This window comes from Streptomyces sp. XM83C (genome assembly GCF_023072675.1).
In the GTDB taxonomy this organism is placed as follows: domain Bacteria; phylum Actinomycetota; class Actinomycetes; order Streptomycetales; family Streptomycetaceae; genus Streptomyces; species Streptomyces thermocoprophilus.
In genome coordinates this window covers 1-13,784 of record NZ_JALLGL010000172.1, presented here as the reverse complement: position 1 = coordinate 13,784, position 13,784 = coordinate 1, and the positions used below count along the sequence as shown (strand labels likewise).

12 protein-coding genes and 1 pseudogene are annotated in these 13,784 nt (G+C 72.8%); 5 read left to right on the top strand and 8 right to left on the bottom strand.

Annotation, left to right across the window (positions count from 1 at the left end; translation table 11 throughout):
* Positions 1-311 (top strand): annotated as a pseudogene (locus MTQ10_RS19435) (VWA domain-containing protein); the annotation flags it as partial.
* A gap of 43 nt (positions 312-354) precedes the next feature.
* On the opposite strand, the gene MTQ10_RS19430 reads toward MTQ10_RS19435, so the two are convergent.
* The 4 genes from MTQ10_RS19430 to MTQ10_RS19415 form a co-directional block, all read right to left on the bottom strand.
* Positions 355-714 carry a cupin domain-containing protein gene (locus MTQ10_RS19430; RefSeq protein WP_247469795.1) on the bottom strand — a complete coding sequence of 120 codons (360 nt, stop codon included), beginning with the start codon at positions 712-714 and terminating at the stop codon, positions 355-357.
* A 142-nt stretch (positions 715-856) separates the two neighbouring features.
* Positions 857-1,825, bottom strand: a complete 969-nt coding sequence (locus tag MTQ10_RS19425; protein ID WP_247469794.1) for a pyridoxal-phosphate dependent enzyme — start codon at positions 1,823-1,825, stop codon at positions 857-859.
* A complete protein-coding gene (locus MTQ10_RS19420; protein WP_247469792.1) occupies positions 1,782-2,498 on the bottom strand; it encodes a helix-turn-helix transcriptional regulator in 717 nt (238 codons plus the stop codon). The genes MTQ10_RS19425 and MTQ10_RS19420 overlap by 44 nt, the downstream gene beginning before the upstream one ends.
* Positions 2,499-2,683: 185 nt before the next feature.
* Positions 2,684-3,118 (bottom strand): CBS domain-containing protein, encoded by a 435-nt coding sequence (locus MTQ10_RS19415; RefSeq protein ID WP_247469791.1) that lies wholly within the window; start codon positions 3,116-3,118, stop codon positions 2,684-2,686.
* Positions 3,119-3,322: 204 nt separating this feature from the next.
* On the opposite strand from MTQ10_RS19415, the gene MTQ10_RS19410 reads away from it, so the two are divergent.
* Positions 3,323-3,583, top strand: coding sequence for a GlsB/YeaQ/YmgE family stress response membrane protein (locus tag MTQ10_RS19410; RefSeq protein ID WP_247469789.1), 261 nt, complete (start codon positions 3,323-3,325; stop codon positions 3,581-3,583).
* 162 nt (positions 3,584-3,745) lie between these two features.
* Here the strand turns inward: MTQ10_RS19410 and MTQ10_RS19405 are convergent, their stop codons facing one another.
* Together MTQ10_RS19405 and MTQ10_RS19400 are read right to left on the bottom strand one after the other, a co-directional pair.
* On the bottom strand, positions 3,746-4,198 hold the full coding sequence (locus MTQ10_RS19405; RefSeq protein WP_247469788.1) for a flavodoxin family protein: 453 nt from the start codon (positions 4,196-4,198) through the stop codon (positions 3,746-3,748).
* Between the two features lie 147 nt (positions 4,199-4,345).
* The gene (locus MTQ10_RS19400) at positions 4,346-5,002 is read right to left on the bottom strand and encodes a phosphoribosyltransferase (RefSeq protein WP_247469787.1); all 657 of its coding nucleotides are present in this window, start codon (positions 5,000-5,002) and stop codon (positions 4,346-4,348) included.
* Positions 5,003-5,576: 574 nt separating this feature from the next.
* Here MTQ10_RS19400 and MTQ10_RS19395 point away from each other — a divergent pair.
* The 3 genes from MTQ10_RS19395 (at position 5,577) to MTQ10_RS19385 (ending at position 10,500) form a co-directional block, all read left to right on the top strand.
* Positions 5,577-6,926: a hypothetical protein gene (locus tag MTQ10_RS19395; RefSeq protein WP_247469785.1), complete on the top strand. Its 1,350-nt coding sequence runs from the start codon at positions 5,577-5,579 to the stop codon at positions 6,924-6,926.
* Between the two features lie 266 nt (positions 6,927-7,192).
* On the top strand, positions 7,193-8,215 hold the full coding sequence (locus MTQ10_RS19390; protein ID WP_247469783.1) for an ATP-binding protein: 1,023 nt from the start codon (positions 7,193-7,195) through the stop codon (positions 8,213-8,215).
* A complete protein-coding gene (locus MTQ10_RS19385; protein WP_247469782.1) occupies positions 8,212-10,500 on the top strand; it encodes a hypothetical protein in 2,289 nt (762 codons plus the stop codon). The genes MTQ10_RS19390 and MTQ10_RS19385 overlap by 4 nt, the downstream gene beginning before the upstream one ends.
* Here MTQ10_RS19385 and MTQ10_RS19380 read toward each other — a convergent pair.
* Entirely contained in the window at positions 10,475-11,449 is a 975-nt protein-coding gene (locus tag MTQ10_RS19380) for a hypothetical protein (RefSeq protein ID WP_247469781.1), read from the bottom strand. The two genes, MTQ10_RS19385 and MTQ10_RS19380, sit on opposite strands and share 26 nt — an antisense overlap.
* 52 nt (positions 11,450-11,501) lie before the next feature.
* The coding region (gene fxsT / locus MTQ10_RS19375; protein WP_247469779.1) for an FxSxx-COOH system tetratricopeptide repeat protein at positions 11,502-13,784 on the bottom strand (2,283 nt) is incomplete at its 5' end.

Genomic DNA, 13,784 nt, shown 5'->3' with positions numbered 1-13,784 from the left:
GGGCGGGCTCCGGAGGGCGGGCGGAACCCTGCTGGGCGAGTGCGCCGAGCGGTACGGCACCGCGGTCGGCCCGCGGACCACGGTGTTCGTGCTCGGGGACGCCCGTACGAGCATGGCCGATCCGAGTCTGCCCGCGCTGCGGGAGATCGCCGGGCGGGCGCGCCGCGTGTACTGGCTGAACCCGGAGCCGCGCGCCCGGCGGGGAACGGGTGGCTCGGCCGGCGCCGAAGCACGCGGCGCCGGCCGAGATGCACGGGTGCCGCACCGCCCGCCGACCGGGCGCGCTGGTGGGCAGGTTGCTGGCGGTGTGAGGGTGGGGGCGGGGGCCGTGCGGTCCTCGTCCTCGGGTTCGGTTCAGTGCTTCTTGGCGTACTCCTTGGCCGTCTGGCCCTCGAAGTCGAAGGTGATGCAGGGTTCGTCGCCGATGACCCACGCGTCGTGGCCGGGCGAGCACACGAACACGTCGCCGGGTCCGACCTCGCTCTCGGTGCCGTCGTCCATGCGGACGTGCAGCCGACCCTGCATGATGTAGCCGTTGTGGTTCATCTGGCAGCTCTCGGTGCCCGCGATGGGTCCCACGTCCGTGGACCAGCGCCAGCCCGGTTCGAACGTGGCGATGGCGAAGTCACAGCCTGTCAGGTGGACGGCCTCGATGTGCCCGTGCGGGAAGTCGCGCCGTTCGTCGGGCTTGTCCAGTGTCTTGGCCTCCAGCATGACGGTCCTCCTTTCCGGCCGCGTGCGCCGCGGCCGGGGCCGGTCTCCGTCTCCCTGCGGGCGCGGGGGCGACCGGCGGGGCCCGGCCCCTGACCTCCATGGTCCGCCGGGCCCGCCATGAGCACCATCGGGACGGCGGGCGTCAGCCGAGCAGCTGCGCGAAGCGTTCGGTGTCGATGTTGCCGCCGGAGAGGATCAGTCCGATGCGACGGGGCAGCGGGTCGAGACGGCCCGCGAGGAGCGCGGCGAGCGGGGTGGCGCCGCTGGGCTCCAGAACGATCTTCAGCCGTTCGAAGGCGAAGCGCATCGCGGTGACGATCTCGTCGTCGGTGACGAGGGCGACCGCGTCGACGAGCCGCCGGTTGACGGAGAACGTCAGTTCGCCGGGGATCTCGATGGCCTGCCCGTCGGCGATGGTGCGCGGCACGGGCACGGAGATCCGCCGGCCCGCCTCCAGTGAGCGCCGGGTGTCGTCGCCGGCCTCAGGCTCGACGCCGATCATGCGGATGCCGGGGTGCAGGCCCTTGGCGGCGGTGGCGGCGCCGGCCATCAGCCCGCCGCCGCCGACGGGCACGAGGAGGGCGTCGAGTTCCCCTGTCTCCTCCAGCAGTTCGAGGGCGGCGGTGCCCTGCCCGGCCATGATGTGCGGGTGCTCGTAGGGCGGGATCAGGGTGAGGCCGCGCTCGGCGGCGACGGCCTCGGCGATGGCGACGCGGTCACCGGTGTAGCGGTCGTACGGCACGATCTCGGCGCCGTATCCCTCGGTGGCGGCCCGTTTGGCGCGCGGGGCGTCCTCCGGCATGACGATGACGGCGCTGGTGCCCAGCTCGCGGGCGACGAGGGCGACGGCCTGGGCGTGGTTGCCGGAGGAGTAGGCGGCGATGCCCCGCTTCAGCTGCTCGGGGGTGAGGCGGGAGGCGGCGTTGTAGGCGCCGCGGAATTTGAAGGCGCCCATCCGCTGGAAGTTCTCGCACTTCAGGTGCACTTCGGCGCCGACGAGGGCGTCGAGGGTGCGAGACCGCAGGACGGGCGTGCGGTGGGCGACGCCCGCGAGGCGGGAGGCGGCGTCACGGACGTCGTCGAGGGTGATCGGGGCTGCGGTGGTGGTCACGGGCGGTCTCCGTCGCGGCTCGGGCCTGGGAGAGGTAGCTGTAGGCGGAGGCGCGGGAGATGCCGAGACGGGCGGCGACCTGCTCGACCGCGCCGCGCACGGCGAAGACGCCGCGTTCGTCCAGGCCTCGGAAGAGGTCCAGGCGGCGCGGCCGGTCCAGTGCCGCCCAGGTGCGGTCCTGGCGGCGCAGGTGGTCGTCGACCAGGGCGTCGACGACGGTGTCGATGTCGTTGCCGAAGGCGGTGACGGGCTCGTCCCGGGCATCGCCGGGTACGCCGGCGAGGGCGCCGAGGAGAGCGTGGGCGCGGTCGACGGCGGTGACGTCCACGTTGACGCACAGGGCGCCGAAGACGGCGCCGGTGGAGTCGCGCAGCACGACGGTGGACGACTTCAGCAGGGTGCCGTCGGGGGTGCGGGTGCGGTAGTTCAGCTCGTCCGTCGCGGCGTCGCCGCGGGCCAGCACGCGCATGCCGATCTCACTCATCGCGCCGCCGGGCCTGCGGCCGGTGACCGACCCGGCGACGGCGACCACCGACCTCTCCGGGTCGCGGTAGTCGTGCAGCACGACCTCGCACAGCGGGCCGAAGGTCGCGGCGATGCCGTCGACGACGGGCCGCAGCGCGGCGAGGATCGCGTCACGCTCGGCGCGCAGGGCGGCGGATGCCTCGGCCATACGACCCCCTCCGGACTCTCCGGCCCTCCGGCTCCCCTTCTCTGGACTGGACGTCCAGAACTTGGATTCCTCATCCAAACAGAGGGTGTGCCGCGAGGCAAGAGCCGTCGGTGCCCGCTCTCGCGTGCGGTCCCGGCATCCGGGCGATGGGTCCCGGAACCGGCGGCCGTGCGGTCGGGTCCCGCTCAGTGGTTGGGGGCCGCCGCGCTGATCTGCGCCAGCGCCGCCTGCGCCGCCTCCGGCTCCTCGACGGTGGCGAGATCGCCGAGGCTGACCATGCCGACGGGGCAGCCGCCGCGCTCGACGACCGGCAGCCGGCGCACGGCGTGCTCGCGCATCAGCTCGACGGCGTGGTCGGTGGTGTCGTCGGGGGCGAGGGTCACCACCGGGGGCCTGCTGCACACCTTGCCGACGGCGGTGGTGTGCGGGTCGAAGCCGTCGGCGACGGCCCGTACGACGATGTCCCGGTCGGTGAGCACGCCGAACAGGTCGCAGTCGTAGGCGACGAGGACGTCCCCGACGTCCTGCTCACGCATCACACGGGCCGCGCGTTCCAGCGTGGTCATCGGCTCCACCGCGACCGCGCCGGGCGACATCACGTCACGAACGAGCCGGGTCATGGCTACCTCCGGGGTCGGCGGGACACTGCCTGCCCAGCCGCGTAGCCCGAACCGCGGGCGGCAAACGGAACGGCCGCATCCGGGCAGCGGATGGGGAGCGTCCGGGCTTGTCCGCGCCCGGAGCGGGCACACGGTCATCAGACGACGACTGAGAGGAACGGGCACTCGGTCGCGAGCCAACGACTGAGAGGTGAGAAGCAGCCCATGGAGATTTCGGGTCTGATAAGCGCGATCGTCATCGGCATCGTGATCGGAGTGCTGGGCCGGCTGGTCGTGCCGGGCCGCCAGCGCATCGGCGTCCTGTGGACCATCGTGATCGGAATCGTCGCCGCGCTCATCGGCTCGGCCATCGCCTCGGCGCTGGACGTGGCGGACACGGACGGCGTGGACTGGATCGAGTGGCTGATCCAGATCGGCCTGGCCGCGCTGGGGGTGAGCGCCGTCAGCAGGGTGAAGCTGCGCTGACAGAGAGGGGAACGGGCGTCCGGAAGCCCGTCGCGGTCCCGGAGAGGGACACGCGGCGGGTTTCCCGCGTCACCGGGCACAGGCCGTCTCACCGATGTGCGGTTCCGTACGACGAGGTCTGCGCACGAGGTGCGGGGGCCGCCATGGCCGGGCGCGCGGCGCTCACTCCATCAGCCCGGCGGCGAGCGTCGCGCCCAGTTCCCAGCACGCCCGGGTGTCGTCCTTGCCGGGTTCGCCGGTGACGGTGACCGGGTCGGCGGCGCGCCGCCAGCCCAGACCTGTGGTGATCGTGTCGATGCCGCGGACGGCGCCGGTGACGTCGTTGCCGCCGTGCACCCAGTAGCCGAAGGGCCGGCCGCGCGTGGAGTCCAGGCACGGGTAGTACACCTGGTCGAAGAAGTGCTTGAGGGCGCCCGACATGTAGCCGAGGTTCGCGGGGGTGCCGAGCAGATAGCCGTCGGCGGCGAGCACATCGGCGGCGGTCGCGGCGAGCGCCGCCCGCCGGACGACCCGGACGCCCTCGATCTCGGGGTCGCTCGCCCCGGACACGACGGCCTCGAACAGCGCCTGGCAGTTGGGCGACGGGGTGTGATGCACGATCAGCAAGGTGGCCACGGCCCCTCACCCTGCCGGTCCGGGCCCGCCGCCCGCAAGCGGGGACACACCCCGCGCCTTGGCGCCGGACGCCGGGCGGGCTCCCCGCGGCCCCGGGTCAGCCGTTCGGACCGCACCAAAGCCCCCGGCACGGCAGGACGGGCCACCTCACCCTGCACCCGCCGGCGCGGCGCGCAGGGCGCGCAGCACGTCGTCGTCGGAGAGCTGGGCGAAGTCGTCGTACCAGAGCCCCACCGCCTGGAAGTCCGGCGGCTCGGTCAGGCACACCAGCTCGTCCACCTCCGGGCGCAGCAGTCGCGCCCCCTGCCGCGACGCGACGGGCACGGCGAGGACCACGCGCCGCGGGGCGGCGAGACGTACGGCGCGCAGGGCGGCGCGGGCCGTCGCGCCGGTGGCGAGGCCGTCGTCGACGACGACGGCGGCACGGCCGGACAGGTCGGCGGCCGGTCTGCCCTGCCGGTACAGGCGTTCACGGCGCCGCAGCTCGGCACGCTCCCGCCGTACCACGGGTTCCAGTTCGGCCTCGGTGAGCCCCAGCAGGGCGAGGCCCTCCTCGTCGTACAGCGGCGGCCCGTCGCCCGCGAGCGCACCGACGGCCAGCTCCGGCTGGAAGGGCGCGCCGATCTTGCGGGCGACGAGCACATCGAGCGGGGCGTCCAGGGCGCGGGCCACCTCCAGCGCGACGGTGACGCCGCCGCGGGGCAGCGCGAGGACGACGGGGTGCGGCAGCTCGCCCCGCTCCCCCAGGTCGTGCAGCCGTGCGGCCAGCTCGCGTCCGGCTTCCCGCCGGTCCCGGAACCGCATGATGCGCCTCCTTTCCGCCGTCCCTCCTCTTCGTGGCCTCTCCGCTGCCGCAGTACCCGTCACCTCCCCGTACACACCCGTACGGCAATTGTTCGAAATTCCGTCATGCCGTGACCGCCGAAATCCGGAAGGTGACCTTCACCGGGCCTTGTGTCTCTTTTCCGCATCCGGAATGCGCCCCCCGTACCGCCCCCGAATGAGCCCTTGCCGCCCCCGGAACGAGCCCCCCGCTGCCCCGTAATACGCCTCTTTCCCTTGCGTCCGGCCGCCGCGGACGCACCGCACTCCGTGTCATTGCGGGGCACAACCGGTAACGGCGCAGTACGTTTCCGGCCGTGCGACACCGTGCGCTCCCCGTAGGCGTGAAGGGGCCGGTCGGCGCCCTGCCGGGTCGGCCTCCGGCCCGATACCCTGAATTCGGACGCCTGTCGAGCGGGGGCTCCCAGGGGGGTGAGGCGTTGCCGGCCGAGACGTACACCGACGCGCGTGATGACGCCGATGGGACACAAGAGGCTTCTGTTTACGGCATGATGGGCGCCTCGCAGCCGACACAGGGGCGATCGGAGCGCCGGCCTTGGGACTGAATCTGCTGCGCGGCACCACCCGCAGGGGGCTGCCGCGGGTCGTCATCGGTGCCTCCGCCGCGCTCTGCCTGGGCCTGGTGGCGGGCGCTGTCTGGCGCGCGGACACCTTCATCGGCAATCCCCTGTACGGGTATCTCGCGCTGCTGCTGCTGTCCATCGGCCTGTACGGCAGCACGCACGGCATCGACCTGTCCGAGGCGCGGGGGTCCTTACGGGTCGTGCTGGTCGCCGTCACCGCGGGCGTCGTGCTCAAGGCGGCGCTGATCGGCGCGGTGATGGTGCTGGCCTTCCACCGGGTGGAGTATCTGGTGCTGGGCATCGCCGTCGCGCAGATCGACCCGCTGTCGGTCGCGGCGATGCAGGACGACAAGCGGGTCTCGCCGCGCGCCAAGGCCATCCTGTCGATCTGGGCGTCGTTCGACGACCCGATGACGGTCCTGCTCACCGTGTACGTCTCCGCCCTCACGATCCGGCTCGGCGCCGACGGCGACACCTCCGGGTCGCTCGGCGCGGACACCGCGGACGTCTTCGGCAACCTCCTGCTGAACCTTCTGCTGTTCGCGGCCGTGACAGCGGTGTGGACGCTGATCCGGCTGGCCTGGCTGCTGCGCCGCCGAAGCGCCCGGGCCGCGGGCGGCGCGGGCGAACCGGCCGCCGCGCCCCGGTCGTTCGACGTGCTCGCGCTGCTGCTGGTCGCGGTGCTCGTCGCGGTGGCCGCGTCCACGACGCTCGTGCTGGCGGTGGCGCTCACCGGGCTCGTGGTGCGTCTCGGCCGCTTCGCCCGCGTCCTGGACGGCGCGGTGACGCTGGCGTTCCTCGTCGCCTCGGCGCTGCTGGGGGCCGTGCTGTCGGAGCGGATCCATGTGTATCAGGGCGTGGTGCTCGGGGCGAGCGCGTTCGCCGCGCAGTACGTCGTCACGCTGCTCATCGGGCGGCTGCTGGTCAGCCCCCCGCTGAGCCCCGCCGACCGTGCGCACCTGGGCCTCGGGCAGCAGAACGGCATCACGGCGATCCTGCTCGCGCTGTCGCTGGAGCCGACGTTCCACGGCACGGTCGCCGTCGTCGGACCGGCCGTCGTGACGGTCAATCTGCTGCACTTCGCGTTCCGGTGGGCCCGCAGAGACAGACCGGAGCGGCCCGTGCCGCGCACCCGTCCCGGGCTGCGGCGCCCGCTCGCGTTCCGGCCCGAACGGCTCGCCCGCGCACGGCTCCGGGGCGTGCCCTGTCCCCGGCCCACCCCTCCCCCGCGACCGCGTCCCGACCCGTCGGCGCCGCGGCCCGAACGGGGAACCGGAGCCACCGGGACGACTACCCCGTCCGCCGAACGGGGATCGCTCTGAGGGGGGACTCCCCACGGGCACGCCCGTCCCCCGGACCGGGGCAACGCCGGGACCCGTTCCGGCGTCAACATCCGTACAGCGCACGGAGGTTCGTCCTCAGGGGGAAGACGTGACACAGCAGCGCAGACAAGGACAGCACGACCGGGCCGCCCTCGCGGACAGGCCGCCCGGAGCACGAGTTCGGGGGGACACGCACCATGCCGCACACCGGTTGCAGCCTGTTCGGAACGCCTCCCGAAGACGGCGTCGCACCCTGGCCCACGTACGTGCCTCTCGCTCCCTGGTACATCCAGGGGCACGAGACGCTGTGGGTGGACATCGACTCCACACCCGAGGCGCTGAAGACCTTCCGGGAGAGGCTGATCCCCATGGTCCACAGAATCCGGCCGGGCAGTGAGGGACACGGACACCTCGTCGTGGTGAGCGGCTCGTCCGGCACGGGGAAGACCAGTCTGCTGCACCGCTGCGTCCACGAACTCGTGCAGCTCCTCGACGGCGAGCCCGCCGGCATCGGCGACGACGGCGACGCCTCCGGCTCCGGGCAGCCACCGCTGTGGAAACGCCGCCCGCCGGCCCGGTCGGCGTTCATCGTCACGCTCGACGGCAGCGGCAACGACGGACACGGCATCGGGTCACGGCCCGGCCGGACCCCCCTCGTGCCGCAGTTCGACATGGTGGTCGAGCGCGTCTTCAGGGTCGTCGCCGCCGAACTCGGCCACCAGCCCGGCTTCGTCACGGGGGTCGACGAGCCGTTCCTGACATGGCGGGCGCTGACGGACCGGCTGGAGGTGCTGGGCCGCAGGCTCGTCGTGATCGTGCCGCACATCCCGTGGAACGACGCCGACCTCAGCCGCCGCTTCCTGCGGTTCTGCCACGACCGCGCCAGCCGCGGCGTCGTCTTCTTCGTGGAGACCACCCACACCGGTGTCGAGGACGACCTGGCGATCTTCGGAGAGCGGGAACGCAAGAGCATCACCCACATCCAGACGCACCAGTTGCGGGCCGACGACTGGGCGAAGTACCTGGAGCTGTGGATGGCGCTGCGGGACGTGCCCGCACCGACGATCGACATCGACGAGGACGTCCTGGAGTACCGGCCCGAGCCCTGGGCCCTGGCCAGCATCTCCACGCTGCAGGACTGTCTGCGCCGGGTCGTCGAGGACGCCCTGCGGCACAACGCCGGCCATCTGCGCCGCGACCACGTGGCCACCTGGTTCCAGGAGAACCGCCCGTCCCCGGACGACTTCGCGCGCACCCCGGGCGCCCTGCGGAGAGGAACGACGCGATGAACACCGCACCCCTCCCGTTCTCCGACGAGAACCCCTTCCGCGACAGCACCAGCGTCCAGCTGGAGGGATTCGGCGACACCACCCAGGTCGGCGCCGGGCCGCCACGCACCCGCGTCGACGTACCGGGGCGGACCAGCGAGTGGCTCATGACGCACGTGGAGCGCTATCTGCACCACGAGGGTCCGCGCGCCACCCGCGGCCTGGCCCTCGCCCTGGTCGGCGAGTTCGGGCTGGGCAAGAGCCATCTCGCCGAGCGTGCCACCGCGCACCTCAGGAAACAGGCGCCGCCGCTGCCGGTGTGGGTGATCGGCCAGCCGTCCATCGACATGGGGACGGTCTTCCGGGACCGGCTGATGAGCCCACGCGACGACTACGACGCCTTCGACGACTTCGAGCAGGCGATCACCGACTACTACGCCGACGTGACCGCCGAGATCCTCGAGGCGGACGAGACGGGACGGCTCGGGCCCGCACGGGACGAGTTCCTGCGCGGGCTGCGTGAGCGCCGCCTCGACCCGACGAAGATCGCCCAGCATTTCGACGTGGACGAGGAGCGCATCCACCGTCATCTGCGCGGGCACCTGCGGGGCGTCGTCGACCACCGGATGTTCGCCACCGCGCTGGCGCTGCTCGTCAACGACCCCTACCAGCACGAGGTGCTGGAGTGGCTGTCGGGCGGTGAGCCCTCGCCGATGCTCCGGGAGCGCGGCGTGAACGCGCCGATCCAGGGCATCCAGGGCGTCTTCGAGGCGTTGTCGGTGTTCAGCCTCGTCTACGGGCAGAGCGGACGCCCGTTCGCGCTGGTCCTGGACGAACTCGACAAGACCGAGAGCTGGCCGGGCCCGGAACGCTCCCAGTTCCTGGACGCGTTCGAGGCGCTCGTGGAGACGTACATCAACCACGGCGGCCTCATGGTGTTCTGTGTGCGCCCGCAGCTGTGGGGGTCGCTGCCGCTGTCCCTGCACGAGCGGGTACGGCCGCTGTGGCTGGACAGCTGGGACCGCGCGCAGACACGGAAACTGATCTCCCGCCATGTCCACCGGGACGCGGACCCGCCGCCGGACGGGGACCCGTGCGCGCCGTTCACCGACGCGGCCCTGGACGAGATCGTGCTCCAGTCCGACGGGGTGCCGCGGCGGATCCTGCGGCTCTGTTCGGGCGCCTGGGACGCGGCGGCCGAGGGCGGCGGACGGCCCGCGCGGATCGATGTGGACGCGGTGCACCATGCGTTGCGCTCCACCCACGGCAAACGGCCGATGCCGGAAGTGCTGCGCGCCCTGGAGGAGACGCTGACCAGGCGGCAGTGGCTGCACCACATGGCGCCCGCCCGCCACCTCGAACCGTCCCGGCCGCCCGGCGCGGGCGAACCCCGCTGGATCCAGGTGGCCCGCGACGAATGGATCACGGTCCTTCCCGTGCCGTCGGTGCTCACCCACGCCGATGTCCACGCGGTCGAGAGGTTCACCACGGAGGTACGCGACTCCCTCGGCGCGGACCACTGCGAGGTGCTGGTCATCGTCAACGGCCACATCTGCCACGAACGCCGCAACGAGATCGCCGAGGCGACGAAGGTGGTGCCGCTGGTCTTCGACGATCCGCGGTTCAGAACGATGTTGCAGGACAGCGTCGACAGCCTCATGGACCGGTTGCGCGCCGGTCGGCGCGACGGGGTCCTGACGCAGATCTGGAACCGGCTGGACGGCCTCACCACGCAGCAGGAAACCGTGCTGGACCGGCTGAGGACGCTGGCGCGCGCGGTCGAGTACCCGCGGCTGCCCACACCCCTGCCGCAGCCCGACGAGACTCTGCGGCGGGTGCCGCAGCCCGTGCGGGAGCCCTTCCGCCGCGCCCAGGAGGTCCTCGACCGGCTGCTGGAGTCCGGGGTGGGGCCAAGGCCTCGGCTCGGCGCCGCCGACGACGGGGACGGGCAGGGGCCGCTGCGGCCACGCCGTGCCGGCACCCACCCGGAGGAACTGCAGTCGATGGGCGCGCTGGTGCACGCACGACGGCTGCTGGACGCGTTCCGGGAAGCCGTCGCCCTGTGGTGGGAGAGCGGCACCGGGCCCGGCCGGCGTCCGGGGGACGAACTGTTCGCCATCTGCCGCAGCTTCGAGATCTCCGTGGAGGTGCTGCCCAGGATCCGGATCGTGGAGGAGGACGCGTTCCTCGGTCAGGGACGGGGCGCCCCGGCGGGCGCACGCGTGGAGGCCCTGCTGACCGAACTCGCCGACGAGGTGCTGGGGCTGCTCCGCGCGGAGATCAGCGCCGGCCCAGATCGTGGATGAGGTCGCCGAGTCGCTCCTCGGCGACCTTCACCTGCTCCTGGAACGCCGTGACGCCCACGGCGAAATCACCGGCAGCGTGATCCAGCCAGTGCATGAAGAACGCCCCCATCTGCACGTCCAGGACAAGCCGTTCGATCGGGTCGCCGGTGAGCGGGGCGAGGATCTCCCCCAGCTCGGTCCGTGAGTTCAGCATCCGGGTGACGAGTTCGCGGTACATGGCCCTGCGCCGCTGCGGTGCCACCCCCCGCAGGACCTTGTCGGGCTTGCTGTGCTCGAAACAGTCCCCCGCGCACACCGACCGGCCCGCGCGGTAGTATGCCGCGTGGTTCAGGTCATCGGGGTTGAGGTGGCGCAGCCAGATGCCGCGCAGCCGGTTCTCCTCGTCCCGGTCGTCGGTGCTGACCTGCATCGCCAGCGGCACCTGGTCGGTGAGCGGCTGCTTGGCCACGTCGACCGACCCGCCGGGCATCTCGTCACCCTGGTCGTACAGGAGGCGGCGCACTTCGGTGACCTTGGGGTTCATACGGTCGTCCATGGCCCTGCACGCGTCGGAGTCCGTGGCCATGCCGACGAGGTACTGGCCGTCACGCACCCGGGAGTACTGCATACCGCCGGAGCGGGTCACGATCAGCACCCGCATCAGCTCCCCCGTCAGCAAGGGCCGCATGACGCTGTCCGTTTCGAGGACCCAGCGCACCAGCCGCTGTGCGGGCAGCCCCTCGGTCTCGACCTCGTCGTCCCAGGACCGTGTGGCGGGGAACGGCTCAGCCTCCGCGTCACGGACGGCGAAGTCGACGGAGTTGAGCGTGAGATGGGTCAAGGACCGGATGCCGGGGCAGCCCGTGGCGATGTCCCGGCACGCCTCGATCAGGTCCTCGTAGCCATGTTCGGCGTGCGGCGCGAGCAGGGTCTTCAGACCGCCCCCCGTCACGCCGGCGTCCCGCTTCATCTGCTTGCACGCTCCTTTCGGCCCGCGACGGACCGGTGCGTCACGGCCCGGTTCACAGCAGTTCGACGTCGATGTCCCGGCGGACCCGGGGTACTTCCCCGGCGTGCAGGGTGCCGCTGATCTCGGCCCGGGTCATGGCGAGATTGTCCGCCACGACGGCCCGGTCGGGGTGCCGTCCGAGCCCGGTGCCGTCGTAGCCGCTGACGGTGTCCTCCTCCAGCGTCTCGGCCTCCGCCAGGTCGCCGCGGGCCACCAGGGTGTTGGCCAGGCCGACGCGTGCCGCCAGCACCCAGGGGTGCTGGGCGCCGAGCCGGCGCTCCAGGCCCTCCAGGGCCTCCCGGCCGGTCTCGGCGGCCTCCGCCGTCCGGCCGTCGCCCCGCTGGTGCACGCCCAGCCGGAGCCGGCACAGATGGGTGCTCGGGTGATCGTTGCCGAGGGTGGACCGCAGCACGTCCAGACACTCCGCGACCTCCCGTACGGCGTTCGCGTGGTCGCCGACGAGGTGGTGGTCGATGGCGAGGCTGAAACGGCAGCGCAGGGTGGCGAAGCTGCGCCGCCCCAGCACGGCGGAGGCCAGTCCCACCGTGCGGGTGTCGCGTTCGCGTGCCTTCTCCAGCCTCCCCAGCCGGCGTTCGCTGACCGCGAGCCCGTTCTCCGCCTTGACCTCCAGCGGTACGCCGGTGATGCGCGGTTCGACGGGGTGGCGCAGGATGCGGGTGCTCTTCAGCAGCTGGTACGACTCCGTGTTCTGGCCGAGCAGCCGGTGCATCTGCGCCAGGTCCGGCACCATGCCCTGCACCTCGGCGGCGTCGTCGCCGTGCAGGGCGCGCTGCTGCTCGTACACCTCGCGCAGGACGCGCAGGCCCTCGGTGGGGTTGCCGGCCATCGCGTGCCGCCAGGCGAGGTTGCGCCGGGTCTGCACGCTCGCCCAGTGCCGGGGGCCGAGGAGCCGACGGATGCCGCGGGCCACGTGCACGCCCTCGTCGAGGGCGTCCCGGTAGTAGCCGGCGGCGCCCAGGTTGGCGGCGTAGGCGTCGCCCATCAGCAGGGTACGGGGGTGGCCGACGCCGAACTGGGTCCGGTAGGTCCGCAGGACGCGGCGGGCGAGCCGGGCCGATTCCCCGTACTGCTGCATCAGGCGCAGCGTCTGGGACATCATCGTCTCCAGCCGCAGTTCCTCGAAGGAGTCGGTCTCCCAGTGCTCCTGGGCCTTGCGGGCCAGCCGCAGCGCCTCGTCCAGTGCCTGTTCCTCCTGGCTGATGATGAGGTCGGCGACATGGCCGAGGAGGGCGCGCTGCACCTCGGGGCGGTCGTCCTGCCACATGCGCAGCGCGTCGATCTGCCGACCGCGGCGCAGCAGCGTCTGCGGGCTCGGAGCGGGCAGGCTCTGCTCGTCGGTCTCGGTGCGGGCGGCGGCGATCACGGTGCGCAGCTGGGAGCGGCGGCGGGTTAGGGTCTGCGGGTCCATCCGGTCGCGAATGAGGTCGCGCAGGACGCGGTGCTGGCGGACGGGCTGGCGGGGCCGGGCGAAGTCGAAGTCGAGCAGGCCGTGCCGGCTCAGCGCCCACAGGGAGGTGTCGACGAGGACGCCGTCGGCGGGCCGGTCGACCACGGTGTGCTCCTGGTCGGCGCGGGCCAGGGCGAGACCGAACGGCCGGGAGCGCAGCAGCGCCAGGTCGATGCCGGCGGGCGTGAGCAGCGCGCATGCCTCGAGCAGCCATTCCAGGGCGGCGCTGCCGGCCTCCTCGCGGGCCCAGGCCACGGCGGCGGAACCGCGCAGCAGGGACTCGCGGGTCAGGTGGAGCAGGGTCTCGACGCCGGACAGCGCTGCCGTGGCGTGGTCCTGTCTGCGGGCGTCGTACTTCTTCCGGAAGTCCCTGACGGCCTCGGCGAGTGCTTCCTGGCCGAACTGGTTGCGGGCCTCGGCCCGGTGGGTGGCGACGCGCAGCCAGCAGGCGGCCAGCCGCAGGGCGAGCGGCAGCGGCCCGACGCGCCGGGCGACGTCCTGTGCGGCTGTCGGGGTGAGGCCGCGGACGAGGCCGGTGAGCAGGGCGACGCTCTCGTCGCGGGTGAACGCCGGCACCTCGACGGCTCCGGCGGAGGAGCGGGGGGCGCGGGCCCCGATCAGGATGTGGCAGTGCTCGGAGGGCCGGGGCAGCAGGGACATGATCTCCGCGACGCGGTCGAGGTCGTCGAGATGGTCGGCGTCCGCCGTGCCGTGGTGCTGTGTGCCGGTACCGGGCGCGGTGTCCGGCTCGGCCGGTGTGCCCGTCGTGCCCCGGCCGGGCGGGGTGTCGGCGTCTGCGGGGCGGGCGGCGGGTGCGGCCGGGTGCCC

What these genes read in the sequence shown, in the direction of transcription:
- MTQ10_RS19430 (WP_247469795.1), bottom strand. Translation starts at nt 714, where the DNA reads ATGCTGGAGGCCAAGACACTGGACAAGCCCGACGAACGGCGCGACTTC.
- MTQ10_RS19420 (WP_247469792.1), bottom strand. Translation starts at nt 2,498, where the DNA reads ATGGCCGAGGCATCCGCCGCCCTGCGCGCCGAGCGTGACGCGATCCTC.
- MTQ10_RS19415 (WP_247469791.1), bottom strand. Translation starts at nt 3,118, where the DNA reads ATGACCCGGCTCGTTCGTGACGTGATGTCGCCCGGCGCGGTCGCGGTG.
- MTQ10_RS19410 (WP_247469789.1), top strand. Translation starts at nt 3,323, where the DNA reads ATGGAGATTTCGGGTCTGATAAGCGCGATCGTCATCGGCATCGTGATC.
- MTQ10_RS19400 (WP_247469787.1), bottom strand. Translation starts at nt 5,002, where the DNA reads ATGCGGTTCCGGGACCGGCGGGAAGCCGGACGCGAGCTGGCCGCACGG.
- MTQ10_RS19385 (WP_247469782.1), top strand. Translation starts at nt 8,212, where the DNA reads ATGAACACCGCACCCCTCCCGTTCTCCGACGAGAACCCCTTCCGCGAC.
- MTQ10_RS19380 (WP_247469781.1), bottom strand. Translation starts at nt 11,449, where the DNA reads ATGAAGCGGGACGCCGGCGTGACGGGGGGCGGTCTGAAGACCCTGCTC.